This window comes from Microbacterium limosum (assembly GCF_036324365.1).
Classification (GTDB): Bacteria; Actinomycetota; Actinomycetes; order Actinomycetales; family Microbacteriaceae; genus Microbacterium; species Microbacterium limosum.
The window spans coordinates 1,861,660-1,886,362 of the sequence record NZ_CP137080.1; the positions used below are offsets into that span (position 1 = coordinate 1,861,660).

The 24,703-nt window shown below is 72.1% G+C and carries 23 protein-coding genes; 16 read left to right on the top strand and 7 right to left on the bottom strand.

Annotation, left to right across the window (positions count from 1 at the left end; all coding sequences use genetic code 11):
• Positions 1-36 precede the first annotated feature (36 nt).
• Genes RYJ27_RS08970 through RYJ27_RS08985 form a run of 4 tightly spaced genes read right to left on the bottom strand, consistent with a single transcriptional unit; the run spans position 37 to position 4,284 of the window.
• A complete protein-coding gene (locus RYJ27_RS08970) occupies positions 37-1,059 on the bottom strand; it encodes a hypothetical protein (protein ID WP_330169980.1) in 1,023 nt (340 codons plus the stop codon).
• Positions 1,056-2,324 (bottom strand): sensor histidine kinase, encoded by a 1,269-nt coding sequence (locus tag RYJ27_RS08975; RefSeq protein ID WP_330169981.1) that lies wholly within the window; start codon positions 2,322-2,324, stop codon positions 1,056-1,058. Before RYJ27_RS08975 ends, RYJ27_RS08970 begins: the two co-directional genes overlap by 4 nt.
• Positions 2,314-2,976 carry a response regulator transcription factor gene (locus tag RYJ27_RS08980; RefSeq protein WP_330169982.1) on the bottom strand — a complete coding sequence of 221 codons (663 nt, stop codon included), beginning with the start codon at positions 2,974-2,976 and terminating at the stop codon, positions 2,314-2,316. The genes RYJ27_RS08975 and RYJ27_RS08980 overlap by 11 nt, the downstream gene beginning before the upstream one ends.
• A 45-nt stretch (positions 2,977-3,021) precedes the next feature.
• Entirely contained in the window at positions 3,022-4,284 is a 1,263-nt protein-coding gene (locus RYJ27_RS08985; RefSeq protein ID WP_330169983.1) for a class I SAM-dependent RNA methyltransferase, read from the bottom strand.
• A gap of 36 nt (positions 4,285-4,320) precedes the next feature.
• On the opposite strand from RYJ27_RS08985, the gene RYJ27_RS08990 reads away from it, so the two are divergent.
• Positions 4,321-4,968: a Maf family protein gene (locus tag RYJ27_RS08990; protein WP_330172036.1), complete on the top strand. Its 648-nt coding sequence runs from the start codon at positions 4,321-4,323 to the stop codon at positions 4,966-4,968.
• A 78-nt stretch (positions 4,969-5,046) separates the two neighbouring features.
• A complete protein-coding gene (locus tag RYJ27_RS08995) occupies positions 5,047-6,813 on the top strand; it encodes an acetyl/propionyl/methylcrotonyl-CoA carboxylase subunit alpha (RefSeq protein ID WP_330169984.1) in 1,767 nt (588 codons plus the stop codon).
• A 45-nt stretch (positions 6,814-6,858) separates the two neighbouring features.
• Here the strand turns inward: RYJ27_RS08995 and RYJ27_RS09000 are convergent, their stop codons facing one another.
• Positions 6,859-8,307 carry an NAD(P)H-quinone dehydrogenase gene (locus tag RYJ27_RS09000; protein WP_330169985.1) on the bottom strand — a complete coding sequence of 483 codons (1,449 nt, stop codon included), beginning with the start codon at positions 8,305-8,307 and terminating at the stop codon, positions 6,859-6,861.
• A gap of 81 nt (positions 8,308-8,388) precedes the next feature.
• Here RYJ27_RS09000 and RYJ27_RS09005 point away from each other — a divergent pair, with 81 nt between their 5' ends.
• From RYJ27_RS09005 to RYJ27_RS09015, 3 genes are all read left to right on the top strand, one after another.
• Positions 8,389-9,222, top strand: a complete 834-nt coding sequence (locus RYJ27_RS09005) for a purine-nucleoside phosphorylase (protein ID WP_330169986.1) — start codon at positions 8,389-8,391, stop codon at positions 9,220-9,222.
• Positions 9,219-10,901: a phospho-sugar mutase gene (locus RYJ27_RS09010; RefSeq protein WP_330169987.1), complete on the top strand. Its 1,683-nt coding sequence runs from the start codon at positions 9,219-9,221 to the stop codon at positions 10,899-10,901. Before RYJ27_RS09005 ends, RYJ27_RS09010 begins: the two co-directional genes overlap by 4 nt.
• Before the next feature lie 128 nt (positions 10,902-11,029).
• Positions 11,030-11,626, top strand: a complete 597-nt coding sequence (locus RYJ27_RS09015; RefSeq protein WP_330169988.1) for a GNAT family N-acetyltransferase — start codon at positions 11,030-11,032, stop codon at positions 11,624-11,626.
• An 8-nt stretch (positions 11,627-11,634) separates the two neighbouring features.
• Here the strand turns inward: RYJ27_RS09015 and RYJ27_RS09020 are convergent, their stop codons facing one another.
• Both RYJ27_RS09020 and RYJ27_RS09025 read right to left on the bottom strand, forming a co-directional pair.
• Positions 11,635-11,892: an HPr family phosphocarrier protein gene (locus RYJ27_RS09020; protein WP_330169989.1), complete on the bottom strand. Its 258-nt coding sequence runs from the start codon at positions 11,890-11,892 to the stop codon at positions 11,635-11,637.
• Between the two features lie 46 nt (positions 11,893-11,938).
• On the bottom strand, positions 11,939-13,858 hold the full coding sequence (locus RYJ27_RS09025) for a BglG family transcription antiterminator (RefSeq protein WP_330169990.1): 1,920 nt from the start codon (positions 13,856-13,858) through the stop codon (positions 11,939-11,941).
• Positions 13,859-14,017: 159 nt separating this feature from the next.
• Between RYJ27_RS09025 and RYJ27_RS09030 the strand changes: the two genes are divergently transcribed.
• The 11 genes from RYJ27_RS09030 to RYJ27_RS09080 all read left to right on the top strand — a co-directional run bounded on the left by RYJ27_RS09030 (position 14,018) and on the right by RYJ27_RS09080 (position 24,678).
• The gene (locus RYJ27_RS09030) at positions 14,018-14,344 is read left to right on the top strand and encodes a PTS sugar transporter subunit IIB (RefSeq protein WP_330169991.1); all 327 of its coding nucleotides are present in this window, start codon (positions 14,018-14,020) and stop codon (positions 14,342-14,344) included.
• A gap of 17 nt (positions 14,345-14,361) precedes the next feature.
• Positions 14,362-14,646 (top strand): HPr family phosphocarrier protein, encoded by a 285-nt coding sequence (locus tag RYJ27_RS09035; protein ID WP_330169992.1) that lies wholly within the window; start codon positions 14,362-14,364, stop codon positions 14,644-14,646.
• A gap of 2 nt (positions 14,647-14,648) precedes the next feature.
• Positions 14,649-16,325: a phosphoenolpyruvate--protein phosphotransferase gene (ptsP, locus tag RYJ27_RS09040; protein WP_330169993.1), complete on the top strand. Its 1,677-nt coding sequence runs from the start codon at positions 14,649-14,651 to the stop codon at positions 16,323-16,325.
• A 17-nt stretch (positions 16,326-16,342) separates the two neighbouring features.
• A complete protein-coding gene (locus RYJ27_RS09045; protein WP_330169994.1) occupies positions 16,343-17,947 on the top strand; it encodes a PTS mannitol transporter subunit IIBC in 1,605 nt (534 codons plus the stop codon).
• Between the two features lie 144 nt (positions 17,948-18,091).
• Entirely contained in the window at positions 18,092-18,532 is a 441-nt protein-coding gene (locus RYJ27_RS09050) for a PTS mannitol transporter subunit IIA (protein ID WP_330169995.1), read from the top strand.
• On the top strand, positions 18,529-19,680 hold the full coding sequence (locus RYJ27_RS09055; protein WP_330169996.1) for a mannitol-1-phosphate 5-dehydrogenase: 1,152 nt from the start codon (positions 18,529-18,531) through the stop codon (positions 19,678-19,680). The genes RYJ27_RS09050 and RYJ27_RS09055 overlap by 4 nt, the downstream gene beginning before the upstream one ends.
• Before the next feature lie 51 nt (positions 19,681-19,731).
• Entirely contained in the window at positions 19,732-20,664 is a 933-nt protein-coding gene (locus RYJ27_RS09060) for a siderophore-interacting protein (RefSeq protein WP_330169997.1), read from the top strand.
• An 84-nt stretch (positions 20,665-20,748) separates the two neighbouring features.
• Positions 20,749-21,786, top strand: coding sequence for an iron-siderophore ABC transporter substrate-binding protein (locus RYJ27_RS09065; RefSeq protein ID WP_330169998.1), 1,038 nt, complete (start codon positions 20,749-20,751; stop codon positions 21,784-21,786).
• On the top strand, positions 21,783-22,832 hold the full coding sequence (locus RYJ27_RS09070) for a FecCD family ABC transporter permease (RefSeq protein WP_330169999.1): 1,050 nt from the start codon (positions 21,783-21,785) through the stop codon (positions 22,830-22,832). The genes RYJ27_RS09065 and RYJ27_RS09070 overlap by 4 nt, the downstream gene beginning before the upstream one ends.
• Entirely contained in the window at positions 22,829-23,884 is a 1,056-nt protein-coding gene (locus tag RYJ27_RS09075) for a FecCD family ABC transporter permease (protein WP_330170000.1), read from the top strand. Before RYJ27_RS09070 ends, RYJ27_RS09075 begins: the two co-directional genes overlap by 4 nt.
• On the top strand, positions 23,881-24,678 hold the full coding sequence (locus RYJ27_RS09080) for an ABC transporter ATP-binding protein (protein ID WP_330170001.1): 798 nt from the start codon (positions 23,881-23,883) through the stop codon (positions 24,676-24,678). The genes RYJ27_RS09075 and RYJ27_RS09080 overlap by 4 nt, the downstream gene beginning before the upstream one ends.
• Positions 24,679-24,703 lie beyond the last annotated feature (25 nt).

Consider the following 24,703-nt stretch of genomic DNA (forward strand, 5'->3'; position numbering starts at 1 on the left):
CGTCCCCCCGCCGGAGCGGCGCGTCGGGGTGTCCGCCTACCGGCCCGGATGCCTGATCTCGCGCCACAGGTCGACCGCGTCGTCACCCGACTCGTCGACGAGGAGTCGGCCGACGACCGTCACCGCGATCTGCGCATCCGGCGAGGTCCTGATGATGATGCGGTTCGAGGTCGAGCCCCGCAGGGTGTCGGCGAGTTCCTGCCTGATCGCACGGAGCGCATCGTCCGTGACACCCTCGAGGCCACCCTCGTCGAACACGCTCACCTGGGCACCGCGGCGCCGGGCAGCGTCGATCTCGGCTCGCACGGCGTCGTCGAGAAGCCGCGGACCGCGCAGTTCGTCGCGCAGTCGAGCCTCGGCGATCGCCGCTTCCCGCCTCTCGTCGTCGGAGAGGACGCCGTGCATCGCGATGACCCGTGTGAGGATCGGTCCGCCCACCGCGAGCGCCCGCTGCACCTGCACGCGCCGCTCCCGCTCGCGTCCCTCCTGCGCCGCCTCCCACGAGGACGTGACGGCCTGGAGCTCGGCGAGCTGGTCGGCGTCCCGTTCCGCCCGATCGATGAGGAAGACCAGGAGGTGCGCGACCCCGATCCACACGATGGAGCCGACGAGCCCCTGCCCGAGGGCATCGAGCGGTCCGAGCCACACCATCGCCCCGACCGAGAGCAGGACCGCGCCGATCCACGCGGTCGCGGTGCGCCGCCGCACCATGACGACGACCATGAGAGCCCCGAGCCCCCCGACGTACCATGTGCCGTAGGTCGCCGTGCGGGCGCCCGCGTCGCCGAGGGCGAGCCCGGTGGCCGTGGGAACCACGCCGGCGACCACGAGCGCGAGGATCGCCGCCCACCATGGCATGGGCTCCGCCCGGCGCGGCTCGCCGGGGGGCGTGCGCGGAGTGACTGCGACGCAGACCGCAGTGGTGACGAGATACAGCGAGATGGCCGCGATCAGCAGCCACGGCCGATCCGGCATCTCCGGCGTCCAGATGATGCCCCTCGCCGCCTGGTAGGCGGCGAAGGCGAGAGCGAGAACGGATAGCACGGCGCGGACGGTCACGACGCCTCCTGCCGCCACGTCAGCGTGACGATGGTCCCGCGCGGCGAGGACTCGATACGGGCGGTGCCGCCCACGGCTGCGACACGGGCGAGGATGGAGGCGCTGATACCCAGCCGGTCGTCGGGGACCGCGTCGATGTCGAACCCTGTGCCCGTGTCGGAGACGACGATCTCCACTCCCGGCATTTCGGGCGCGAGCGACTCGGGCCGCCGCACGAGCGCGGTGAGGCCCTTCCCTTCGGCGTGCTGAACGGCGTTCGCCGCGGCCTGCGCGCTCGCGCGGACGAAGGCCGCGCCCACCGCACCGGGGATGGACGGCTCGTCGCCGTCGCCCTCCACGCGCACGATGAGCCGCACCCCCATGTCCGCCATGGAGACCTGGATGCCGCGGGCCAGCCCTGCGAAGCTCTGGGTCTGGGCGGCGGCTTCGGCCTCGGGGGAATCCACTTCCGCCAGCCCCTCCAGCGCCTCTCTCGCCATCGACACGGCGAGGGAGCGCGCCCGCGGCCCGTCGGCCCGCTCCGCGGCGATGAGCGCCGCGAGCACGCTGTCGTGCATGAGGGCGGACACCGCGACCCGCTCCTCCTGCGCCGCCTCCGCCGCGGCGGCCTTGGCGTAGCCCTCGACGGTGCGCGCCCGCTCGCGGTCCACGCCGGAGGCCATGCGCCGGAAGATCGTCACGAGCGTGAGCAGGAGCACGCCGAGGATCAGCGAATAGGGCACTTCGAACAGCAGCGCTATCCAGAAATCGGGGGCGAAGTCGCCCTGCACGATGCGAACCACGCCGTAGAGCAGGGGCGTCGCGATCGTCCAGCCGATCTGCAGCGCCGGCGGAAAGGCGATGACCGCCGCGATCGTCGCGACGTTGATGAGATACCACGGCCACGGTTCGGGGGTGGGGCCGATGGGCACCCCCGCGGTCGCGATCGGCCACACCGCGAGGAGCCCGACGAAGAGGATCGCGAACGCGCCGGCGACGACCCGGGCGGTGCGCTCGAACATGCACGCGACGACCATCACCGCGAGCGACCCGAACGTGATGACCAGCAGGGGGATCTTCCACCCCGGTCGCAGCCCGCCGTCGTTCGAGATGGCGAGGATCAGCGACTGGATGCCGAGGGCCAGGCTCGCGACCGCCACGGCGATCCCGGTGATCCGTTCGATCCGCCGCCGCGTGAACGTCCCCTGCCACGCTGCCGCGAAGCGGCCCTGGGGGATGTGCCCCCAGGCGCGGTCCGTCGGGGGAGCACCGGCGTCAATCGACACCGGAGCCCTCCTCCGAGGGCTGGACGAGTCCGTCCTCCATCGCCCGGCGCAGCAGATCCACCTTCGTCGGGGCGGGGCGGCCGACCTCGACGTACTTGACCCGCACGCGGGTGATGTTCTCCTTGGCCGTGGAGTAGGCGACCCCCAGCCGGTCGGCGACGACCTTCAGCGGCAGCCCCGCGGCGTACAGGCGGAGCACCTCCCGCTCCCTCGCCGACAGCTGCGCGTCGCCGAACGCACGATCGCCCTCGATGGCGCTCGCCCATTCGACGTTGTCGAGGCTCTCGCCGCGCGCGACCGTGCCGATCGCATCCATCACGCCGCCGGTGGGCGAGCTCTTGCTCACGACCCCCGCCGCCCCGGCCATGAGGGCCTCGCGTACGGCCGCCGGCCGGTCGGCCACGGAGTGGATGATGACGCTCGACCCGTCGGAGACCACGCGCGTCACGTTCTGGGTCACGGTGGAACCGTCGCCGAGGCTCAGATCCAGCACGACCACATCGGCGGGAGCCGAGCGCTCGCGATACCGCCACTGCAGGTAGTCGTCCACGGTGGCCCCGGAGAAGACGAGGTCGTGGCCGACGCGCGCCAGCGCGGCCTCCAGTCCCAGGCGCACGGATTCGTGATCATCGATCAGTGCGACCCTCGTCATGCGACCAGACTAACGGGCCGGGCGAGGCCCGCCACGGTCGGGCCGTCAGCGTCGCCGCTGCAGCACCGCGAGCGCCTCGACGTGGTGCGAGTTGGGGAAGAGGTCGAAGGCCCTCACGCTCGTGGGCTCGTAGCCGTGCAGCCCGAAGGTGCGCATATCGCGCGCGAGCGCGACGGGGTCGCACGCCACGTAGACGACGGTGCGCGGCTCCCGGGCGGCGATCGCCTCCACGACCGCCGTGCCGGCGCCTGCCCGCGGCGGGTCGAGGAGGACCGTCGCGGCTTGGCGCTCGGCCCGTGGAGCGGGTTCCGCGCCCGCCAGATACCGATCCACCCGCGCCGTGACGGCCTCGACGCCGGCGGCGTCGGCGAGGTTGCGGACGGCGTGCGAGGTGGCGCGCGGGGCCGACTCGACGGTGACGACGCGTGTGCCTGGGCCCCCGACATCCGCCATGACGCCGGCGAAGAGCCCCACTCCCCCGTACAGGTCGAGGTTGGCAGCCTGCGGCTCGAAGGAGGCGCCGCGCAACGCCTCCGCCACGGCGCCCGCGAGCGTGCGGGCCGCACCGCGGTGCACCTGCCAGAAGCCGCCCGCGTCGAGGGCGAAGGATCGGCCCGCCGCCTCCTCCACGACGATCTCGCTCCCCGCGTCATCCGTGCCGCGTCGTGGGGAGTGCCGCGACCTGCCCGGCCGGTCGGGCCGCGGGACGATCCGGACACGGCCGTCTCCGGGCTGCACGAGGTCCACGCGGCCCGGCGCGGCAGGCCCGAGCGCGGCCGCCGCGGCGGCGATCTCGGGCGTCGCGAGGGGATGGGTCGCCACGGGGATGACCCGGTGGCTGCGCGCCGCGACGGGGCCTATGGCGCCTCCGGCGTCGACGTGGAGGCTGAGCCGCGTCCGCCACCCCCGCCCGTCGGCGTCCTCGCCGCTCACCGGCTCCACCTCGACATCCCACCCGACGCCGCCGAACCTCTGGAGCGCATCGCGCAGCACGTCGGCCTTCAGCGCACGCTGCCGCCCGAGCGTGATGTGCCCGAAGTCCGCGCCGCCCGGGCGGTCGCGAGGATCGCGGGCCAGGTCCGCCTCCGGCCATACGTGCCGCGCCCGCCGGTCGGGGGAGGCCTCGAGCACCTCGAGGGTGTCGGCGCGCCAGAACGACGCCTTGGAGGCATCCGCCACCCGCGCCCTCACACGCTCGCCCGGGATCGCGTCGGAGACGAAGACAACCCGCCCGTCGTGGCGCGCGACGACGATCCCTCCGTGCGCGACGTCGGTGATCTCGAGCTCGAGGACGGCTGGCTCTTCCACGCGTCGAGCATTCCACAGCCCGGCTACGGTAGCCCCATGCGTCTCTGCCTCGCCTCCACCTCGCCCGCACGCCTCATGCTGCTGCGCCAGGCCGGCATCGAGCCCCTCACGATGGCTCCCGACGTCGACGAGGAGTCGGTCATCGCCGCCGTGGAGGCGGCCGAGTCCCGCATCCTCGAGCCCGCCGAGCACGTTCTGCTACTGGCACGGCGCAAGGCGGCGGATGTCGCGGCGCGCCTCGCCGAGGAGGACCCCTCCTTCGACGGCCTCGTCGTCGGGGGCGACTCGATGTTCGAGCTCGACGGCGAGGTGCTCGGAAAGCCGCACACCCCCGCGAACGCCCGCGCCCGATGGGAGGGCATGCGCGGACGCACCGGCGTGCTGCACTCGGGGCACTCCGTCTTCCGCATCTCCCCCGGCGCCGGCGCGCGCGAGGAGCACGCCGTCGCCGAGGCATCGGTAACCTTCGCCGACGACGTCACGGACGACGAGATCGCCGCCTATGTCGCGACCGGTGAACCCCTGAACGTCGCGGGTGCGTTCACCGTCGACAGCCTCGGGAGCGCGTTCATCACGAGGGTGGAGGGAGACCCCTCCACGGTGGTCGGGATGTCGCTGTCCACGCTGCGGAGGCTGGTGCGCGAGCTGGGAGTGGACTGGACCCGCCTGTGGCGGGACTTGTAGGGATCTCCCCACGCCTCCGGGAGTGTTTTGTGGGAGTGGCGCAAAGGAGGCGCCCCGCGCGTCGGTAGGCTGACACTCATGCCTCAGATCGGCAAGGTCCTCATCGCCAACCGCGGCGAGATCGCCGTCCGTATCATCCGAGCCACCCGCGACAGCGGAATCGCCTCGGTTGCCGTCTACGCCGACCAGGATCGGGATGCGCTGCACGCGCGGCTCGCCGACGAGGCGTACGCCCTCGGGGGTGCCACCAGCGCCGAGACGTACCTCTCGATCGAGAAGATCCTCTCCGTCGCGAGACGCTCCGGCGCCGATGCGGTGCACCCCGGCTACGGCTTCCTCGCCGAGAACGCCGCGTTCGCGCGCGCCGTGATCGAGGCGGGCCTGACATGGATCGGCCCCTCGCCCGACGCCATCGACGCGCTGGGCGACAAGGTCACCGCGCGCCACGTCGCCGAGAAGGTGGGGGCACCCCTCGCGCCCGGGACCCCCGGCCCCGTGGACTCGGCCGACGAGGTCGTCGCCTTCGCCCGCGAGTACGGCCTGCCGATCGCGATCAAGGCCGCCTACGGCGGCGGCGGACGCGGCCTCAAGGTCGCGCGGGAGTTCGACGAGATCGCCGAGATGTTCGAGTCGGCGACGCGCGAGGCGGTTACGGCCTTCGGGCGCGGCGAGTGCTTCGTCGAGAAGTACCTCGACAAGCCGCGCCACGTCGAGACGCAGTGCCTCGCGGATGCCGCGGGCAATGTGGTCGTCGTCTCCACCCGCGACTGCTCGCTGCAGCGCCGCCACCAGAAGCTCGTCGAAGAGGCGCCCGCCCCCTTCCTCACCGAGGAGCAGACGCGCGTGCTCTACGACGCGTCGAAGGCGATCCTCCGCGAGGTCGGCTACGTCGGGGCGGGGACCTGCGAGTTCCTCATCGGCGCCGACGGCACGATCTCCTTCCTCGAGGTCAACACCCGCCTGCAGGTCGAGCACCCCGTCTCGGAGGAGGTCACAGGACTCGACCTCGTCCGCGAGCAGTTCCGGCTCGCCGAGGGCGGGCTGCTGGACTACGACGACCCCGAGGTGACGGGCCACTCCATCGAGTTCCGCATCAACGGGGAGGACCCGGGCCGCGGCTTCCTGCCCCAGCCCGGCCCGATCCACGTCTTCAAGACGTTCGGCGGCCCCGGCATCCGCCTCGACTCCGGTGTCACGGCCGGCGACAGCGTCAGCGGGGCCTTCGACTCGCTGCTGGCGAAGATCATCGTGACCGGCCGCGACCGCGCCGAGGCGCTCAGCCGCGCGCGGCGCGCCCTCGACGAGTTCGAGGTCGCCGGCATGCCCACCGTGCTGCCGTTCCACCGCAAGGTCGTGCGCGACCCCGCCTTCACCGCCGAGGACGGTCGGTTCGGCGTGTACACGCGCTGGATCGAGACCGAGTTCGACAACGACATCCCGCCGTGGGACGGCGAGCTCGGCGACACGGCCCCCGACCAGGGCCGCCACACCGTCGTCGTCGAGGTCGGCGGCAAACGCCTCGAGGTGAGCCTGCCCGACCGGGTCGCGCAGCCCGTCGGGACGGCCGGCCGGCCCGCGGCTGTGCCGCCGTCACGGCGCAGCCACGCGACGAGCGTCGTGGCCGGGGCATCCGGCGACGCCGTGCGCTCCCCCATGCAGGCGACGATCGTCAAGATCGCCGTCGCGGAGGGTCAGCAGGTCGTCAAGGGCGACCTCGTCGTCGTGCTCGAGGCCATGAAGATGGAGCAGCCGATCCAGGCCCACAAGGACGGCACGATCGGCGCGATCGACGCGAGCCCCGGCACGACCGTGTCGGCCGGCCACCAGCTTCTGACGATCTCCTGACGCACGGCCGTCCCGAGCGGACGCCAGGCCCGCGGATGCCGCGGGTCAGTACTGCTCGTGGTCGCGGTCGACGATGTGCATCGCGCGCGCGGCATCCGTGATGCTGCCCGTCAGGGAGGGATAGACGGCGAAGGCGCGCGAGAGCTGGTCGACGCTCAGGCGCCGGTCGACGGCGACGGCGATCGGGTAGATCAGCTCGGAGGCCTTCGGGCCGACGATCACGCCGCCGATGACGGTGCCCGAACCCTTGCGGGCCATGATCTTCACGAACCCGTCCTTGATGCCCATCATCTTCGCGCGCGGGTTGGCCGACAGCGGCAGCTTGTGCACGACGCCCTCGATGCGGCCCGCGACGATATCGGCCTCCGACCAGCCGACCGTGGCGATCTCGGGGGCGGTGAAGATGTTCGCGGCGATGCGGCGGCGCTCGACGGGGATGACGACATCCCCGAGCGCGTGGAAGACCGCCGTGCGGCCCTGCATCGAGGCGACCGAGGCGAGCGGCACGAACGTCGTGCAGTCGCCGGCGGCGTAGATGTTCGGCACTGACGTGCGCGCGACGCGGTTGACGCGGATGTGACCGGAGTCGGTGAGCTGGACCCCCGCCTGCTCCAGCCCGATCCCCGCCGTGTTGGGGATGGATCCGACCGCCATGAGGCAGTGGCTGCCCTCGATGCGGCGGCCGTCGGCGAGCGCCACGACGACGCCGTCCCCCTCGCGGGTCACCGACTCGGCCCGGGCCTTCGACAGCAGCGTCATCCCGCCGCGCTTGAACACGTTCTCGAGCACGGCCGCGGCATCCGCGTCCTCCCCGGGGAGGACCTGATCGCGACTCGAGACGAGCGTGACCTTCGCACCCAGGTTCATATACGCGGAAGCGAACTCGGCTCCCGTCACACCCGATCCCACGACGATGAGGTGCTCAGGCAACGAGGGCATGTCGTACAGCTGGGTCCACGTGAGGATGCGCTCGCCGTCGGGCATGGCGTTCGGGAGCTCGCGCGGCGACGCCCCGACCGTCACCACGAAGGTGTCGGCCTCGACGCGGTCGAAGTCGGTGCCTCCCGGACCGGTGGACACGATGACCGCATCGCGGCCCTCGAGGCGTCCGTGGCCGGAGATGATGCGCACGCCCGCGTCAGCGAGGCTCTGACGCATGTCCTCGGACTGCTGCCGAGCCAGCGCCAGGAGCCGCTTGTTGATGGCGGAGAGATTGATGGCGACCTCGGGCCGGCTCGCCTTCCCGTCGCCGCCGCGCGTGTAGAACTGCACGCCGAGGTCGCTCGCCTCCTTGATCGCCGACGCGGCATCCGCCGTCGCGATCAGGGTCTTCGACGGCACGACGTCGGTGATCACGGCGGACCCGCCGACGCCCGCGCGCTCGATGAGCGTCACCTCCGCCCCCAGCTGCGCCCCGGCGAGCGCCGCTTCGTACCCGCCCGGCCCCCCGCCGATGATCGCGATCCGCTGTGTCGTCTCGAACTCACCCGGCATGCACCCCATTGTGTCATCCGACACACGGGGCACCGTGCGGCGTGGCTGGCCGGTGGCTCCCGCTGTTCCTAAAGTGGACCCATGCCAGAGCACATCATCAATCCGCTGGATGACCCGACCGCCGACCCCTTCGAGGTCGCCGGACGCGCGGCGGACGACATCGCGCGCCTGACGGGCGTGGAGCAGCACGACATCGCGCTCACGCTCGGGTCGGGCTGGGGGAAGGCCGCAGAGCTCATCGGCGAGACCGTGGCCCAGTTCCCCGCCACCGAGGTGACCGGCTTCTCGCGCCCCGCGCTGGAGGGGCACGGGGGGACGCTCCGAAGCGTCGTCACCCCGCGCGGCAAGCGCGTGCTCGTGATCGGCGCGCGCACCCACTACTACGAGGGCCACGGCGTGCGTCGCGTCGTGCACAGCGTGCGCGCGGCGGCGGCGACCGGCGCGCGCACCATGGTGCTCACCAACGGCGCCGGAGGCATCAAGGGCGCCTGGAAGCCGGGACAGCCCGTGCTGATCAGCGACCACATCAACCTCACCGCGGCGTCCCCGCTCGAGGGTGCGACGTTCATCGACCTGACCGACCTCTACGCGCAGCGCCTGCGCGACCTGGCGCGCACGATCGACCCCTCCCTCGACGAAGGCGTGTACTGCCAGTTCCGCGGACCCCAGTACGAGACCCCGGCCGAGGTGCGTATGGCGAAGGCGATCGGCGGGCACATCGTGGGGATGTCGACGGCGCTCGAGGCGATCGCGGCACGGCAGTCCGACATGGAGGTGCTGGGCTTCTCGCTGATCACGAACATGGCCGCCGGCATCCAGAGCACGCCCCTGAGCCACCAGGAGGTCATCGAGGCCGGCCGCGAGGCGGAGCCGGTGATCTCGTCCCTCCTGGCCCGTGTGATCGGGGCGATGTGAACGGGGCGGATGCCGCGGCACCCCTCGCGGCCGCGCGCGACTGGCTCGCGCAGGATCCCGACCCGCAGACCCGCGCGGAGCTGGAGGCGCTCATCGCCTCCGCCGACGCGGGTGACGCCGCGGCATCCGCGGACCTCGCCGACCGGTTCGGCGCGCGTCTGGCGTTCGGGACGGCGGGCCTGAGGGGGGCGCTGGGGGCGGGCAGCAACCGGATGAACCGCGTCCTCGTCGCGCAGGCCGCCGCGGGGCTGGCCGCCTATCTGCGCGAGCGTGCCGACGACGGCGCGGCGCCCTCCGTCGTCATCGGCTACGACGGGCGACGCAACTCCGACGTCTTCGCCCGCGACTCGGCGGAGATCTTCGCCGGCGCGGGGCTGCGCGCCATCCTCCTGCCCCGCCTGCTCCCGACGCCGGTGCTCGCCTTCGCGGTGCGCCACCTTGGCGCCGATGCCGGCGTGATGGTCACCGCGAGCCACAATCCCCCGGAGGACAACGGATACAAGGTCTACCTCGGGGGCGCGGACCGGGGCGCCCAGATCGTCTCGCCCTCCGATGCCGAGATCGCGGCGCACATCGAGCGGGTCGCGACCACCGAGCGGGTGCCGCTTCTCCCGCGATCCACCGGATACGAGACGGCGCCCGAGTCCGTCGTCGACGCCTACGCCCGCGCCACGGCCGCCGTCGCCCCCGCGCCCGCCGGGGCGGACGCGCTGCGGTGGGTGTACACGGCGATGCACGGCGTCGGGTGGGAGACGCTCTCGCGGATCGTCGAGCGCGCCGGATACCCCGCGCCGCACAACGTCGAGGCCCAGCTGCACCCGGACGCCTCGTTCCCGACGGTCTCGTTCCCCAATCCAGAGGAGCCGGGCGCCATGGACCTCGCCCTCGAGGAGGCGCGGCGGGTCCGCGCCGACCTCGTGCTGGCGAACGACCCGGACGCCGACCGCCTCGCCGTGGCCGTCCCGGTGGACGCCGAGGGCGGCTATCGCGTGCTCTCCGGCAACGAGGTCGGCCTGCTCCTGGGCTGGCGGGCGGCACGCGCGGCACGAGACGCCGGTGCGACCGCCGGGGCATCCCTCGCCTGCTCGCTCGTCTCGTCGCCCGGGCTCGGGGAGATCGCCCGGCACTACGGGCTCGACTTCCACGAGACGCTCACGGGCTTCAAGTGGATCTCGCGAGCCCCCGGCATCCTCTTCGGCTTCGAGGAGGCGCTCGGGTACCTCGTCAATCCCGAGACCGTGCGCGACAAGGACGGCATCTCGGCCGCGATCGCCGTCCTCGGCCTGGCCGCCGCGGCGCGGGCAGAGGGGTCTTCGCTCGCCGGCATGCTCGAGGAGCTCGCGTCGCGCTTCGGTCATTTCCGCAGCGGCCAGGTGTCGGTGCGGGTGACCGACCTGCGCATCATCGCCGACGTCATGGCGCGGCTGCGTGCGCAGCCGCCGTCGGAGTTCGGCGGCGTCGGCATCCTGCGCGCCGACGACCTGCTGCGCCCCACCGACGGGACGGTGCCGGGCGACGTGCTGCGCTACACCCTGGACGACGGGTCGCGCGTCATCGTGCGCCCGAGCGGCACGGAGCCCAAGCTCAAGATCTACCTCGACGTCCGGGCGGATTCCGCGGAGGACGCCGCGGGACGCCTCGCCCGCCTCGAGGAGGCCGCCCGGGCCCTGGTGTCCTGAGCCCCCGCACGAGCGAACAGGCCCTCCTCGAGGAGAAGTGGCGCGAGGACTGGATCCGGGTCCCGTCCCCGCGCCGCGAACCGGGGAGCGGAGCGCTATACACCCGACTGCCCGAATACGATCGAGGGATGCCGCTGACCACGCCCCTGATCCTGGCCGGCGACGTCGTGCGGCTCGAGCCCCTGCGAACCAAGCACACATCCGACCTCGAGCGCGCCGCACGGGAGTTCGGCGACGCGGGCCCGTGGTACACCAGCGTCCCCGCGCCGGCCGAGGTCGCCGCGGCGATCCAGAGGAGGCTGTCGGAGCATGCTGCGGGGCGCATGAACCCGTGGGCGGTGCGCGATGCGGCGTCCGGTCGAACGATCGGAATGACCACGTTCTGCAACATCGACGAGCACAATCGTCGGGTCGAGATCGGCTACACCTGGCTGGCTCCATCGGCGCAGCGCTCCGGGATCAACACGGAGGCGAAGCTGCTGCTGCTGACCCATGCGTTCGAGGGGTGCGACACCATCGCCGTGGAGTTTCGCACCCACTGGCACAACCGGCAGTCCCGCGCGGCGATCGAGCGGCTGGGGGCGCGGCCCGACGGCGTCCTGCGCAATCACAGCATCAGCGCGGACGGCGTGCTCCGAGACACGGTGGTGTACTCGGTGCTCCCGCACGAGTGGCCCGCGGTACGCACCGGCCTCCGCGCACGCCTCGCCGCGCATGCGCGCTGACCGCGCCCTCAGGCGGGGTCGAGCAGCGCTTCCAGCCGGTCCAGGAGCGCCTCCGCGTCGGCGCCCTCGACCGAGACGACGATGGATTCGCCCCGGTCCACCCCGAGGGTCATGACGCCCAGGATGCTCGCGCCGTCGACCGGCTCGCGACCCGGCGCGCGCACGACGACCGCGCCGGGGTGGGCGTGGGCGAGCCGGACGAATTCCGCCGCGGGGCGCGCATGGAGCCCCTCGGCCGCGGTCACGATCACCGTCCGCTCCGCCATCGTCCTCCTCGCATCGCGCCGCCCCCACTGTACGGGGGGGCGGCGCTCAGCCGTCGATGACCGCGACGAGCTCGTCGATGAATCCGGCGTAGTCGACGCCACGGCGCACGATGCGCTGCACGCTGTCGCGCTCGGAGAACACCTCGACAAGCTGCTCGAAGATCGTCTGGAATGCCGCGCGGTCGCTCTCGCTGAACGCCACGAGCGCGATGACCTGCACGCGGTTCTCGCCCCACCCCATCGACTGCTCCGACACCGCCACGGCGATCGCCGTGCGCGTCGCCGACATCGTCAGCGCGTGAGGAACCGCGAGGGCATCCGTGAAGGCCGTCGACGACAGCCGCTCCCGCTCGATCGTGCGCTCGATGTAGTCGTCGTCGATCACGCCGCGGGCCACGAGCAGCGAGCCCAGCCTCCGGATCGCGGACTCCTCGTCGCCCATCCCCTCGAATCCGCGCACGAACGACGCGGCATCCATGTACTGCTCCAGCTCGGCGCGCAGTCGCGCGAGCCGCCGGCCGCGACGCACACGGGCCGCCGCGCCCCGCACGCGCTCCACATCGGACTCGGTCAGGAAGGGCTGCACCTGCACGACGCGGTCGGATGCCGCGGGCGCGGCGATCGTCGTGAGGATGACGTCGGTGCCGAGCGCCGCCCAGTCGGGGTCGGCCCGGGTCTCGACCGAGACGACCTCGATGTCCTGCCCGAGGGAGCGCACGACGCTCGAGCGCAGCAGCTCGTGGAGCTCGTAGTAGCCCGGGCACACGATGGTGGCGGTCACGATCGCGTCGGCGCGGCGGCTGCGCTCGAGACGCCCTCCCACGTGCATGGCGATGTATGCCAGCTCGTCGTCCTGCAGGTCGAGCCCGAGGCTCTCCCGCAGCTGCACGGCGATGAAGACCGCGACCTCGAAGATCATCGGATAGCTCGACTTGATCGAGCGGGTGAGCGGATTGCGCGACCATGCGCCCACCCGCGCGCGGTGCAGCAGGTTCTGCACGTGCAGGGCGAGGCGCAGGACGAAGTCGTCGTGCCCGAGATCGACGGCGAACTCCGCGGCGGCGCGATCGACCGCGTCCCGCACGGCGCCCTCGACCTGCGGATCCAGCCGCTCACGCGGATCGTTCTCGCCCTCGGCTGCGGGGGCGACGACACGCGTCAGGAGCAGCGTGGCCAGGTGCTGCGTGTCGGCGGCGCCCAGGCTGACGTCGAAGTGGCTCTGGGCGAGCGCGCCGACGACCTCGGCGATCCGGTCCGCGGGCGGCGAGGCTGCGCCCGGCTCCTCGATCGTGCGCCGCCGGCGCGTGCGGTCGACGGCGATGGCCACGTGCAGCAGGACGTCGGTGATGCCGAACTCGTTGACGTAGTACCCGAGCGCGGGCAGTTCCGCCACGAGCGCCGACTTGAAGGCCTGCAGCGCGTCGGGATCGACGTACTCGGCGCCGAGGGAGCGACGCAGAAGGGGCATGTCGAGGGCACCGGCATCCATCTCGTCGTGCACGAGACGGCTCAGCAGGCGCCGCTGCGCCTCCTCCGGTCCCCTCAGCCTCACCCGCGTGCCCTGGCGCTCGAGCACGAGCCCCCCGCCGGCGATGAGCCCGCGCACGCGCGCCAGGTCGCCGTCGAAGGTCGCGTCGCTCACGTAGAGGCGAGCCGCGGTCTCGTGCACGTCGATCCCGTCATCGGCGTCGACGAGGGTGCGGACGAGGGAGTGGAGCCGGTCGCGGGGCGTGCCGGTCTCGGCTCCCGTCTCGCGCAGACGCGGCAGCGCGGCGGGATCGATCCGGTAGCCGTGCGGTCCGGACTCGATCGCATCTGCGGCACCCGCCCGCGCATTCACCGCGGTGACATATGTGCGGATGCTGCGGGGAGTGACGCCGAGCGCGTCGGCGAGAGTCGCCGCGGTGACCCACCCGCGGTCGCGGGCGAGCAGCGCGACGACGCGGTCCTGACGCGCCCTGGTCACTGCGTTGTCCGTCCCTCTCCTCGGGCGCGACCACCGACGCCCCCGACCCCAGTCAATCACGCGTGTGCGAGGCGGTTTCCGCCGGGGCGGAAGACGGTGTGCCTTTACCCGCTCCCAGCATCCTCGCAGGATAGGTCTACGGAGGAGGTGACCGGATCGATGAGGATCCTCGTTGTGTGCAGCGCGGGCGCGTCCAGCACGTTCGTCGCCATGCGGTTGCGCCGCGCCGCCCAGTCGCAGGGCATCGCCCTGCACGCGGTCGCCGGAACGCGCGAATCGCTCCCGATCGACATCGACTCGGCCGACATCCTCCTGCTCGGGCCCCACCTGCGGGACGAGATGCCCCGCGTCCACGCCCAGAGCGCTCACCGGAGCGTCCCGGTGCTCGCCCTGCCAGACGATGTCTTCTCCGACCTCGACGGCACCCGAACCCTCGACCTGGTGCGGCCGCTCCTGAGCGGCGCACCCACCGCCCTGAACGCCTGACCGGAAGGAACCCCACCATGGCCGAAATCTCCCGCACCGTCCGCATCGGCTCGTCCCATGGACTCCACGCGCGCCCCGCGAAGCTCTTCGCGCAAGCAGCGAAGGAGGCGGGCATGCCCGTCACGGTCGCCAAGGACTCAGGCAAGCCGGTCAACGCCGCCAGCATCCTGGGCGTCATCTCGCTCGGCGTGGAGCAGGGCGACTACGTGACCCTCACGGTCGAGACCGACGACGAAAGCGCGGGCGAGAAGACGCTCGACGCGCTCGCCGAGCTGCTCACGACCGACCACGACGCCGCGTGAGCATGGCCGAGCTGAGAGGCGTGGGCATCGGGCTGGGCGTCGCCCAGGGTCCGGTGGCCCGCATGGCCGAGCCGCTGCCGGCGCCCGCCGACGTCGCGAGCGAGCTGACCGCCGCGGAGGAGACGGCGCGCGTGCGCGATGCCGTCGCCGCGGTGGCACGGGAACTCGAGGAGCGCGGGGCGGCCGCGGGCGGAGCCGCGCAGGAGGTTCTCGAGGCGCAGGCCATGATGGCCGAGGACCCGACCCTCGAGGAGGAGCTCGACGCGCGCATCGCCGCCGGCAAGACGGCGGAGTTCGCCGTCTACGACGCCTTCCACTCCTTCCGCACGCAACTGGAGGCCGTCGGCGGCTACCTCGGCGAGCGCGCGGCCGATCTCGACGACGTCGCCCAGCGCGTCATCGCGCGCCTGCGGGGGGTTCCCGCACCCGGGGTGCCCGATCCGGGGCATCCGTTCGTCCTCGTCGCGAAGGACCTCGCCCCCGCGGACACGGCGCTGCTCGACCTGGACAAGGTTCTCGCGCTCGTGACCACCGAGGGCGGACCGACCTCCCACACGGCGATCCTGGCCCGGGAGAAGGCGATCGTCGCGGTCGTCGGCGTCGCCGGCGCGAAGGACCTCGTCGACGGTGAGATCGTGATCGTGGATGCCGCGGCGGACGTCGTCGTGCGGAACCCGACGGCCGAGGAGCTCTCGCGAGCGCAGAACCGTGCCGCTCAGCGCGCGGCCGCGGCCGACGCGCCCGTGACACCGGGCGCGCTCGCCGACGGCACGGCGATCCCGCTCCTGGCGAACCTCGGCTCCCCCGCCGGCGCCGCCGAGGCGGTCGAGCTGGGCGCCGAGGGTGTGGGGCTCTTCCGCACCGAGTTCCTCTTCCTCAGCCACAGCCAGGCACCCACCGTCGCGCAGCAGAGGGCCGCGTACACGCAGCTGCTGGAGGCGTTCCCCGGCAAGAAGGTCGTCGTGCGCGTGCTCGATGCGGGGTCGGACAAGCCCCTGCCGTTCCTCAACGACGCCCACGAGGAGAACCCCGCGCTCGGGCTTCGCGGCCTGCGCGCGCTGCGCGCGAGCGAGGACATCCTGCGCGAGCAGCTCACCGCCCTGGCCGAGGCGGATGCCGCGACATCCGCCGATCTCTGGGTCATGGCACCGATGGTGTCCACCGTCGAGGAGACCGAGTACTTCGTCTCGCTCGCGCGCGAGTACGGCATCAAGACGGCCGGCGTCATGGTGGAGGTGCCCTCCATCGCCCTCCTCGCCGACCGCGTGCTCCCCCACGCCGACTTCGCCTCGATCGGCACGAACGACCTGACGCAGTACACCCTCGCGGCCGACCGGCTGCTGGGGTCGGTCGCCTCCTTCCAGGATCCGTGGCACCCCGCCGTGCTGCGGCTGATCCGCGAGGTCGGTGCCGCGGGCGGCGCCGCCGGCAAGCCCGTCGGAATCTGCGGCGAGGCCGCGGCCGACCCGCTGCTCGCGGTGGTCCTGGTCGGCCTCGGCGCCACGAGCCTGTCGATGGCCCCGACCGCGCTGGCCGACGTGCGCGCGACTCTGCTCACCCACTCCCTCGAGGATGCCCGCCGCATCGCCGAGGCCGCCCTGGCCGCGAACGAAGCGGCCGCAGCCCGACAGGCGGCCCAGCAGGCCGCCAGCCCACACGCGGCCCCCGCCGCTCACTGAGAGAAAGAGACACAGTCATGACGACGACGTCACCTGCCGCGCAGAGGGGCGGTGCCCGGGTCGCGGTCCAGCGATTCGGCACGTTCCTCTCCGGCATGATCATGCCGAACATCCCCGCGCTGATCGCGTGGGGCATCATCACGGCGTTCTTCATCCCGGTCGGCTGGACCCCCAACGCCGACCTCTCCACGATGGTCGGCCCGATCATCCACTACCTGCTGCCGATCCTCATCGCCTACACGGCCGGCTACATGGTCTACAAGATCCGCGGAGGCGTCGTCGCCTCCATCGCGGTGATGGGTGCGATCGCGGGCTCCGACCTGCTCATCGCCAACTTCAACGCCACGCTCCCCGAGGGCGAGGCCCCGCTCGGCCAGATCCACATGTTCATCGGCGCGATGATCATGGGACCGCTCGCGGCCTACACGATGCGCTGGCTCGACAGCCTCTGGGACGGCAAGATCAAGGCCGGCTTCGAGATGCTCGTCAACATGTTCTCGGCCGGCATCTGGGGCTTCGTGATGGCCATCGTGGGCTTCTTCCCCGTCGCCTGGCTGGTCAACGGCATCATGAACGTGCTGAGCACGGCGGTGAACTGGCTCGTCGAGACGAATCTGCTCCCGCTGACCAGCATCATCATCGAGCCCGCGAAGGTCTTCTTCCTGAACAACGCCATCAACCACGGCGTGCTCACGCCGCTCGGCATCAGCCAGGCGGCGGAGGACGGCAAGTCGATCCTGTTCCTCCTCGAGGCCAACCCCGGCCCCGGCGTCGGCCTGCTGCTCGCGTTCACGATCTTCGGGATCGGCGCGGCCCGCGCCTCGGCTCCCGGTGCCGCGGTGATCCAGTTCTTCGGCGGCATCCACGAGGTGTACTTCCCCTTCGCACTGATGAAGCCGGTACTGATCGTCGCGCTGATCGCCGGCGGCATGACGGGCGTCACCACGAACATGATCTTCGACGCGGGCCTGCGTGCGCCGGCCGCTCCGGGCAGCATCTTCGCGGTGATCGCCCAGACGGCCAGCGACAGCTACATCGGCGTGATCCTCTCGGTCATCCTCTCGGCGGCGGTGAGCTTCGTGATCGCGTCGGTCATCCTGCGCGCGACGCGCAAGCGCGACCTGCTCGCGGAGGGCGACGAGTTCGCCGCGGCGGTCTCGCAGACCGCGGCCAACAAGGGCAAGTCCTCGGCAGCCCTCGACGCCCTGCGGGCGTCCGACGGCCGTGACCGCGAAGCCGTGCGCGCGGCCGGCGAGGCGGTGGACCGCCTCGAAAGCGAGGCCGACACCGGCGGCCGCCTGGACGGCGGAGTCGTCACGACGAGGCAGGTGAGGACGATCGTCTTCGCGTGCGACGCCGGCATGGGCTCCTCCGCCATGGGCGCGAGCGTGCTGCGCAACAAGATCAAGAAGGCGGGCATCGAGGACGTCACGGTCACCAACAAGGCGATCGCGAACCTGGATGCCTCCGCCGATCTCGTGATCACGCAGAACCAGCTCACCGACCGTGCCCGGCACCAGACGCCCGACGCGATCCACGTATCGGTCGACAATTTCATGAACTCGCCGAAGTACGACGAGGTCGTGGATCTCGTGCGCGATCAGCACCAGGATGGTGCGTAGGCACTGAACGCGGTGGGGTCGGGCGGCGTGACGCCCCCGACCCCACTGCTTCTGTCCCGGCATCCGCTTCCCCGCGGTGCCCGCCCGCGTCACCTGCGGCCGTCACGACGGGGATGCGACAGCTCTTCAACGAAAGGCAATGACATGGCACGTGACGTCCTCTCCCTGGGTCAGGTTCGCATCCACGCAGGATCCGCAACGCGCGAAGAGGCGATGAAGGAGGCCGCCGACATCCTCGAAGCGGCCGGGTGCGTCACGACCGCCTACTTCGACGCGATGCAGCTGCGCGAGCAGACCGTCTCGACGTACATGGGCAACGAGCTCGCGATCCCGCACGGCACGAACGAGACGAAGGACGCGATCCTCGAGTCCGGCCTCTCTGTGGTCCGCTACGACGGCGGGATCGATTGGGGCGGCGAGCACGTCACGTTCGTGATCGGGATCGCCGGCAAGGGCGACGAGCACCTGGAGATCCTGTCGCAGATCGCCATCCTCTTCTCCGACGAGGACGAGGTCGCGAAGCTGAAGGCCGCTTCCTCCCCCGATGAGCTCTTCTCGCTCCTCTCGGCGGTGAACGAGTCGTGAAGGCGGTTCACTTCGGCGCCGGCAACATCGGCCGCGGCTTCGTCGGGCTGCTCCTGCACGAGGGCGGGTACGAGCTCGTCTTCTCCGACGTCGCGGCGGATCTCGTCGACGCCATCAACGCCCACGACTCGTACACGGTGCACGAGGTCGGCGAGGGCGGCACCGACAAGACCGTGACGGGCTTCCGCGCGATCAACAGCGCCGAAGACCCCCAGGCCGTCATCGACGAGATCGCGGGCGCGAACGTCGTGACCACCGCGGTCGGCCCGACCGTGCTCCGCTTCGTCGCCCCGCTCATCCTCGCGGGTCTCGCACTGCGCGACCCGTCGTCGCCCCCGCTGCAGATCATGGCGTGCGAGAACGCCATCGGCGCGACCGACACCCTGCGGGACCACATCCGGGACCAGGCGGCGGAGGCCTGGGACGCGATCTCCGCGCGGGCCGTGTTCGCCAACACGGCCGTCGACCGCATCGTTCCGGCCCCGCAGGACAACCCCGGGGTGGATGTCACGGTCGAGCCCTTCTACGAATGGGCGATCGAGCGGGGCCCGTTCGGGTCGAACCCGCCGGCGATACCCGGCGCGCACTTCGTCGACGACCTCACCCCGTACATCGAGCGCAAGCTCTTCACGGTCAACACCGGCCACGCCACGACCGCGTACTACGGTGCGCTCGCGGGCGCGGAGAAGATCTCCGACGCGCTCGCGGATCCCGCGATCGCCGAGCGCGTGTCGGCCGTGCTCGAGGAGACCTCGGCGCTCCTGGCCGCCAAGCACGAGCTCGACCCCGCCCACCTGTCGGAGTACCGCGCGACGATCCTGGGACGCTTCCGCAACCCCGCACTCCCCGACACCGTGGGCCGGGTGGGCCGGCAACCGCTGCGCAAGCTCTCGCGACACGAGCGTTTCGTGGGTCCCGCCGCCGAGGCCGCCGAGCGCGGACTGCCGGTGGACGCCCTCGTCGATGCGATGGGCGCCGCCCTGGCCTTCGACGACCCCGCAGACGAGCAGGTCGCGCAGCTCCAGCAGCTGCTGCGCGATCAGGATGCCGCGGCCGCGACGACCGCCATCACGGGTCTCCCGACGGATCACCCGCTGTTCCCCCGCGTCGAGCGGATCGTGGCACGGCGACAGTCCGAGCTGCGCTGACGGTGGAAACCGAACTGGCAGATCCGCGCCAGTTCGGTTAGCCTGCCCTAAGTGAACACGCTCACCCGCTCCCCCCACATCGCCCACGTGCCGATGCGAGCCTCGGTCGCTCGCATCGAAGTGCTGAGCCCGACGTTCCGGCGCTTCACCCTGACCGGCCCCGAGCTGGCCTCGGTCGCCGACAACCGGCTCGACCAGCGGTTCAAGATCCTCTTCCCCGTCCCCGGCGTGGGGCTCGACGCGATGCCCCCCGGCGACGACTGGTATCTCGCGTGGCGGCAGCTCGACAACGCCGTGCGACCGATCATGCGCACCTACACCGTGCGCGAGGTGCGCCCCGAGGCATCCGAGTTCGACGTCGACATCGCCCTGCACGGCCGCATCGGACCCGCCTCCGCATGGGCCCTCGACGCCAAGCCCGGCGACGAGCTGATCGTCTGCGTTCCGCACCGCGGATTCGAGGGCGACTTCCACGGCGGCGTGGACTGGCGACCCCCGGCCGAGGCGCGTCGCGTGCTCATCGCCGCCGACGAGACCGCGCTGCCCGCCGTCTCCGGCATCTTCGAGCGCCTCGACCCCCTCGCGCAGGGGACGGCCGTCATCGAGGTTCCCCACCCGGACGACGCGGCGGCGCTCAGCCCCGCACCCGCCGGCGTCGAGGTCGTCGTCGTCGCCCGAGGCGATCGTCCCGTCGGGTCGGAGCTCGTCCCCGCCGTGCGCGCCGCCGCCGAGCGCGTGCTCGACGGCACGCGCACGCCCGTCGCGGAGCTCGAGGACGTCGACATCGACAGCGTCATGCTGTGGGAGGTCCCCCACGACGCCAAGGGCGAGCCGCTGGGGCACGCGCCGTTCTTCGCCTGGCTCGCCGGCGAGGCATCCCCCATCAAGGAGCTCCGCCGTCACCTCGTGTCCGAGCGCGGCGTCGATCGGCACGCCGTGGCCTTCATGGGGTACTGGCGCGCCGGCCGGCCCGAGATGTCCTGACGGGATCGCCACACGCGGGCCGTTGAGGTATGGTTAGGCTTGCCTAAGCAAACGCCTGGCAGCACAGCCCCTGAAGGAATCCCGATGACCCTCTCCCGTCGCGTCGCGCCCGTCGCGCTGGCCGCCGTCGCCGCACTCGCCCTCACCGCCTGCTCCACCCCCGCCGCCTCCGACTCGGCCGCCGAGTCGCCCGAGTCCGGGTCCGGCTTCCCCGTCACGATCGAGCACGCCTACGGCGAGACCGTCATCGAGGACAAGCCCGAGCGGGTCGCCACGGTCGCATGGGCCAACCACGAGGTCCCCCTCGCCCTGGGCGTCGTGCCGGTCGGTATGAGCGAGGCGACGTGGGGCGACGACGACAACGACGGCGTGCTGCCCTGGGTCGAGGATGCGCTCGCCGAGCTGGGCGCCGAGACGCCGGTGCTCTTCGACGAGACGGACGGCATCGACTTCGAGGCCGTGGCCGACACGCAGCCCGACGTGATCCTGGCCTCCTACTCCGGCCTGACGCAGGAGGAGTACGACACGCTCTCGCAGATCGCTCCTGTCGTGGCCTACCCCGACGTCCCGTGGGGCACCTCGGTCGAGGACATGATCCGCATGAACTCCGAGGCCATCGGACTCGCCGAGGAGGGCGAGCAGCTCATCGCCGATCTGCAGGCGGACGTCTCCGACGCCCTCGCGGCCAACCCGGCGCTCGAGGGCAAGAAGGTGCTCTTCTCCTACATCGACCCGACCGACCTCAGCCAGATCGGGTTCTACACGAGCTACGACACGCGCCCCGGATTCCTCGAGTCGATCGGGCTGCCCACGCCGGAGATCGTCGCGGAGGAGTCCGCCGGCACGGAGGAGTTCTACCTGATGGTCAGCGCGGAGGAGGCCGACCGCTTCGCGGACGTGGACCTCTTCGTCACCTACGGCGAGGCCGACGGCGCGCTCGTCGAGGCGATCAAGGCCGACCCGCTGCTGTCGCAGATCCCCGCGATCGCGAACGGGCAGATCGCCGTGCTGGAGAACTCGACGCCGCTGGCCGCCTCGGCGAACCCCTCCCCGCTCTCGATCAGCTGGGGCATCGGCGACTACTTCGCGCTGCTCGCCGCTCCCCTCTCGCAGAACGGGTGAGCACCGCCACCACGGCACCCGGACGGCCGCCTGGCACCGCCGCACTGCGGCGACCGGCGGCCGTCCGTCTGGCGTGGCTCGGCGCCGGCGTCGCACTCCTCGCGGTGCTCTTCGTCGCATCGGTCGCCTTCGGCGTGCGGGATGTGTCGCTGACCGAGATCCTCGCGGCGATGCGCGGGGATGCCGGGGGCATCGGCGAGGCCGCCGTCGTGCTCCGCGTCCCCCGCACGGTGCTCGCGATGATCGTCGGCGCCGCGCTCGCGCTCTCGGGCGCGGCGATGCAGGCCGTCACGCGCAATCCGCTCGCAGACCCCGGCATCCTCGGCATCAGCCCCGGCGCCGCGCTGGCGGTCGTCATCGGCATCGCGTTCTTCGGCCTCAGCAACCCCTACTCCTACATCGGCGTCGCGACGATCGGAGCAGCCCTCGCCGCCGTGTTCGTCTATGCGGTCGGCTCGGCGGGGCGCGGGGGCGCCACTCCCCTCAAGCTCGCCCTCGCGGGGGCGGCGTCCGCGGCGGCGTTCACGTCGCTCGTGAGCGCCATCCTGCTGCCCCGCGTCGACATCCTCGAGACGTTCCGCTTCTGGCAGATCGGCGGGGTGGGGGGAGCCAGCTGGGACCGCATCGCGATCGTCGCCCCGTTCCTCGCGCTCGGCGCGTTCATCTGCCTCGTCAGCGCCCGGAGCATGAACTCCCTCGCGCTCGGCGACGACATGGCCGCCGGTCTCGGCGTACGGGTGGGCCGGGCACGGCTGCTCGCCGCCGTCGGCGCCGTCATCCTCGCCGGCGCCGCCACCGCGATCGCGGGGCCGATCGGCTTCGTAGGCCTCGTCATCCCCCACCTGTGCCGCCTGCTCGTGGGAGGCGACCACCGCTGGCTGCTGCCGTTCTCGGCGATCGCGGGCGCAGCGCTGCTCACCTTCGCCGACATCGTCGGCCGCCTCATCACGCGCCCCGAGGAGATCGAGGTCGGGATCGTCACGGCCCTCATCGGCGCCCCCGTCTTCATCTGGATCGTCCGCCGGCAGAGGGTGCGCGAGCTATGACCGTCGACACCGCCCCCGCCGCCACGACGACCGTCGCCGCCGTCGTCGCCGGACGCCGCCACCGGGCCCGTCGACGCGCCGTCGTGATCGGATGCCTCGCGGTCGCCGTGCTCGCCTCCTACGCCGCGACGCTCATGATCGGGCAGACGTTCTACTCGCCGGGCGAGGTCATCGCCGTCATCCTCGGGCAGCAGGTGCCGGGTGCCTCGTTCACCGTCGGCACGCTGCGGCTTCCGCGCGCCACGCTCGGGCTCTTCGCGGGCGCGGCCTTCGGCCTCGCGGGCGTGACGTTCCAGACACTGCTGCGCAATCCGCTCGCCTCGCCGGATGTCATCGGCATCAGCGCGGGAGCGAGCGCGGCCGCCGTCTTCGCGGGGGTCACCCTGGGGCTCGGCGACACCGGGGTGTCGGCCTTCGCGCTCGTCGCCGCACTCGCCACCGCAGGCGCCATCTACCTGCTCTCGTACAAGGCGGGCTTCGCGGGGACGCGACTGATCCTCATCGGCATCGGCGTCGGCGCGATGCTCGACAGCGTCGTCACCTACCTGCTCTCCCGCGCCGCGGCGTGGGACCTCCAGACGGCCATGCAGTGGCTCACGGGAAGCCTCAACGGGGCGACGTGGGAGCGCATCCTCCCGCTCATCCTCGTCGTCGTGGTGTTCGGATCGCTCCTGGCCGGCGCGGGGCGCTCCTTCGGCGCCCTCCACCTCGGCGACGACTCGGCGGCATCCCTCGGCGTGCGCACCGACCGCACCCGCCTGCTCATGATCCTGGCCGCCGTCATCCTGCTGGCCTTCGCCACCGCGGCGAGCGGCCCGATCGCGTTCGTCGCGTTCATGGCCGGCCCCATCGCCGCCCGCCTGGTCGGCCCGGGCGGCTCGCTGCTGCTGCCCTCGGCGCTCGTCGGCGCGCTCCTGGTGCTGCTGGCAGACCTCGTCGGGCAGTTCGCCTTCGGCACCCGCTACCCCGTCGGGGTCATCACGGGCGTGCTCGGCGCGCCCTTCCTCATCTACCTGCTCATTCGCACCAATCGCGCGGGAGGCTCCCTGTGATCGAACACCACCGCCTTGCCGCCGAGGGGCTCACCCTCGCCTACGGCGATCGCGAGGTCGTGCGGAACATGGATCTCACGGTCCCCGAGGGCCGCATCACCGCGATCGTCGGCGCGAACGGATGCGGGAAGTCCACGGTGCTGCGGGCGCTCGCGCGCCTGATCCGCCCGCGGGAGGGCGCCGTCATGCTCGACGGGGAGGAGATCCACCGCCTCTCCTCCCGCGAGGTCGCGCGACGCCTGGGGCTGCTCCCCCAGAGCCCCACCGCCCCCGAGGGCATCGTCGTGACCGACCTCGTCGGCCGCGGCCGGCATCCGCATCAGCGCTTCCTCGCGCGGTGGAGCGCCGACGACTACGCGACCGTGGCCGAGGCGCTGGATGCCACGGGCATCGCCGATCTCGCCGACCGCGCGGTCGACGAGCTCTCGGGCGGGCAGCGTCAGCGGGTCTGGATCGCGATGGCTCTCGCGCAGCAGACCGACATCCTGCTGCTGGACGAGCCGACGACCTTCCTCGACGTGACGCACCAGATCGAGGTGCTCGATCTGCTCACCGACCTCAACCGCACACGCGGCACGACGATCGTCATGGTCCTGCACGACCTCAACCTCGCCGCCCGCTATGCGGACCACCTCATCGCCGTGCACGAGGGACGCATCCATGCGTCGGGCAGCCCCGCCGAGGTCATCTCGCCGAAGATCGTGCGCGAAGTGTTCGACCTCGACTGCACCGTCATCCCCGATCCGGTATCGGGCGCCCCGCTCGTGCTGCCCCGCGGTCGCCACCACAGCTGACGCCCCCGCCCCTTGCCGCGCCCCC

What these genes read in the sequence shown, in the direction of transcription:
- RYJ27_RS08980 (WP_330169982.1), bottom strand. Translation starts at nt 2,976, where the DNA reads ATGACGAGGGTCGCACTGATCGATGATCACGAATCCGTGCGCCTGGGA.
- RYJ27_RS08990 (WP_330172036.1), top strand. Translation starts at nt 4,321, where the DNA reads ATGCGTCTCTGCCTCGCCTCCACCTCGCCCGCACGCCTCATGCTGCTG.
- RYJ27_RS08995 (WP_330169984.1), top strand. Translation starts at nt 5,047, where the DNA reads ATGCCTCAGATCGGCAAGGTCCTCATCGCCAACCGCGGCGAGATCGCC.
- RYJ27_RS09000 (WP_330169985.1), bottom strand. Translation starts at nt 8,307, where the DNA reads ATGCCGGGTGAGTTCGAGACGACACAGCGGATCGCGATCATCGGCGGG.
- RYJ27_RS09005 (WP_330169986.1), top strand. Translation starts at nt 8,389, where the DNA reads ATGCCAGAGCACATCATCAATCCGCTGGATGACCCGACCGCCGACCCC.
- RYJ27_RS09015 (WP_330169988.1), top strand. Translation starts at nt 11,030, where the DNA reads ATGCCGCTGACCACGCCCCTGATCCTGGCCGGCGACGTCGTGCGGCTC.
- RYJ27_RS09020 (WP_330169989.1), bottom strand. Translation starts at nt 11,892, where the DNA reads ATGGCGGAGCGGACGGTGATCGTGACCGCGGCCGAGGGGCTCCATGCG.
- RYJ27_RS09030 (WP_330169991.1), top strand. Translation starts at nt 14,018, where the DNA reads ATGAGGATCCTCGTTGTGTGCAGCGCGGGCGCGTCCAGCACGTTCGTC.
- RYJ27_RS09035 (WP_330169992.1), top strand. Translation starts at nt 14,362, where the DNA reads ATGGCCGAAATCTCCCGCACCGTCCGCATCGGCTCGTCCCATGGACTC.
- ptsP (WP_330169993.1), top strand. Translation starts at nt 14,649, where the DNA reads ATGGCCGAGCTGAGAGGCGTGGGCATCGGGCTGGGCGTCGCCCAGGGT.
- RYJ27_RS09045 (WP_330169994.1), top strand. Translation starts at nt 16,343, where the DNA reads ATGACGACGACGTCACCTGCCGCGCAGAGGGGCGGTGCCCGGGTCGCG.
- RYJ27_RS09050 (WP_330169995.1), top strand. Translation starts at nt 18,092, where the DNA reads ATGGCACGTGACGTCCTCTCCCTGGGTCAGGTTCGCATCCACGCAGGA.
- RYJ27_RS09065 (WP_330169998.1), top strand. Translation starts at nt 20,749, where the DNA reads ATGACCCTCTCCCGTCGCGTCGCGCCCGTCGCGCTGGCCGCCGTCGCC.
- RYJ27_RS09075 (WP_330170000.1), top strand. Translation starts at nt 22,829, where the DNA reads ATGACCGTCGACACCGCCCCCGCCGCCACGACGACCGTCGCCGCCGTC.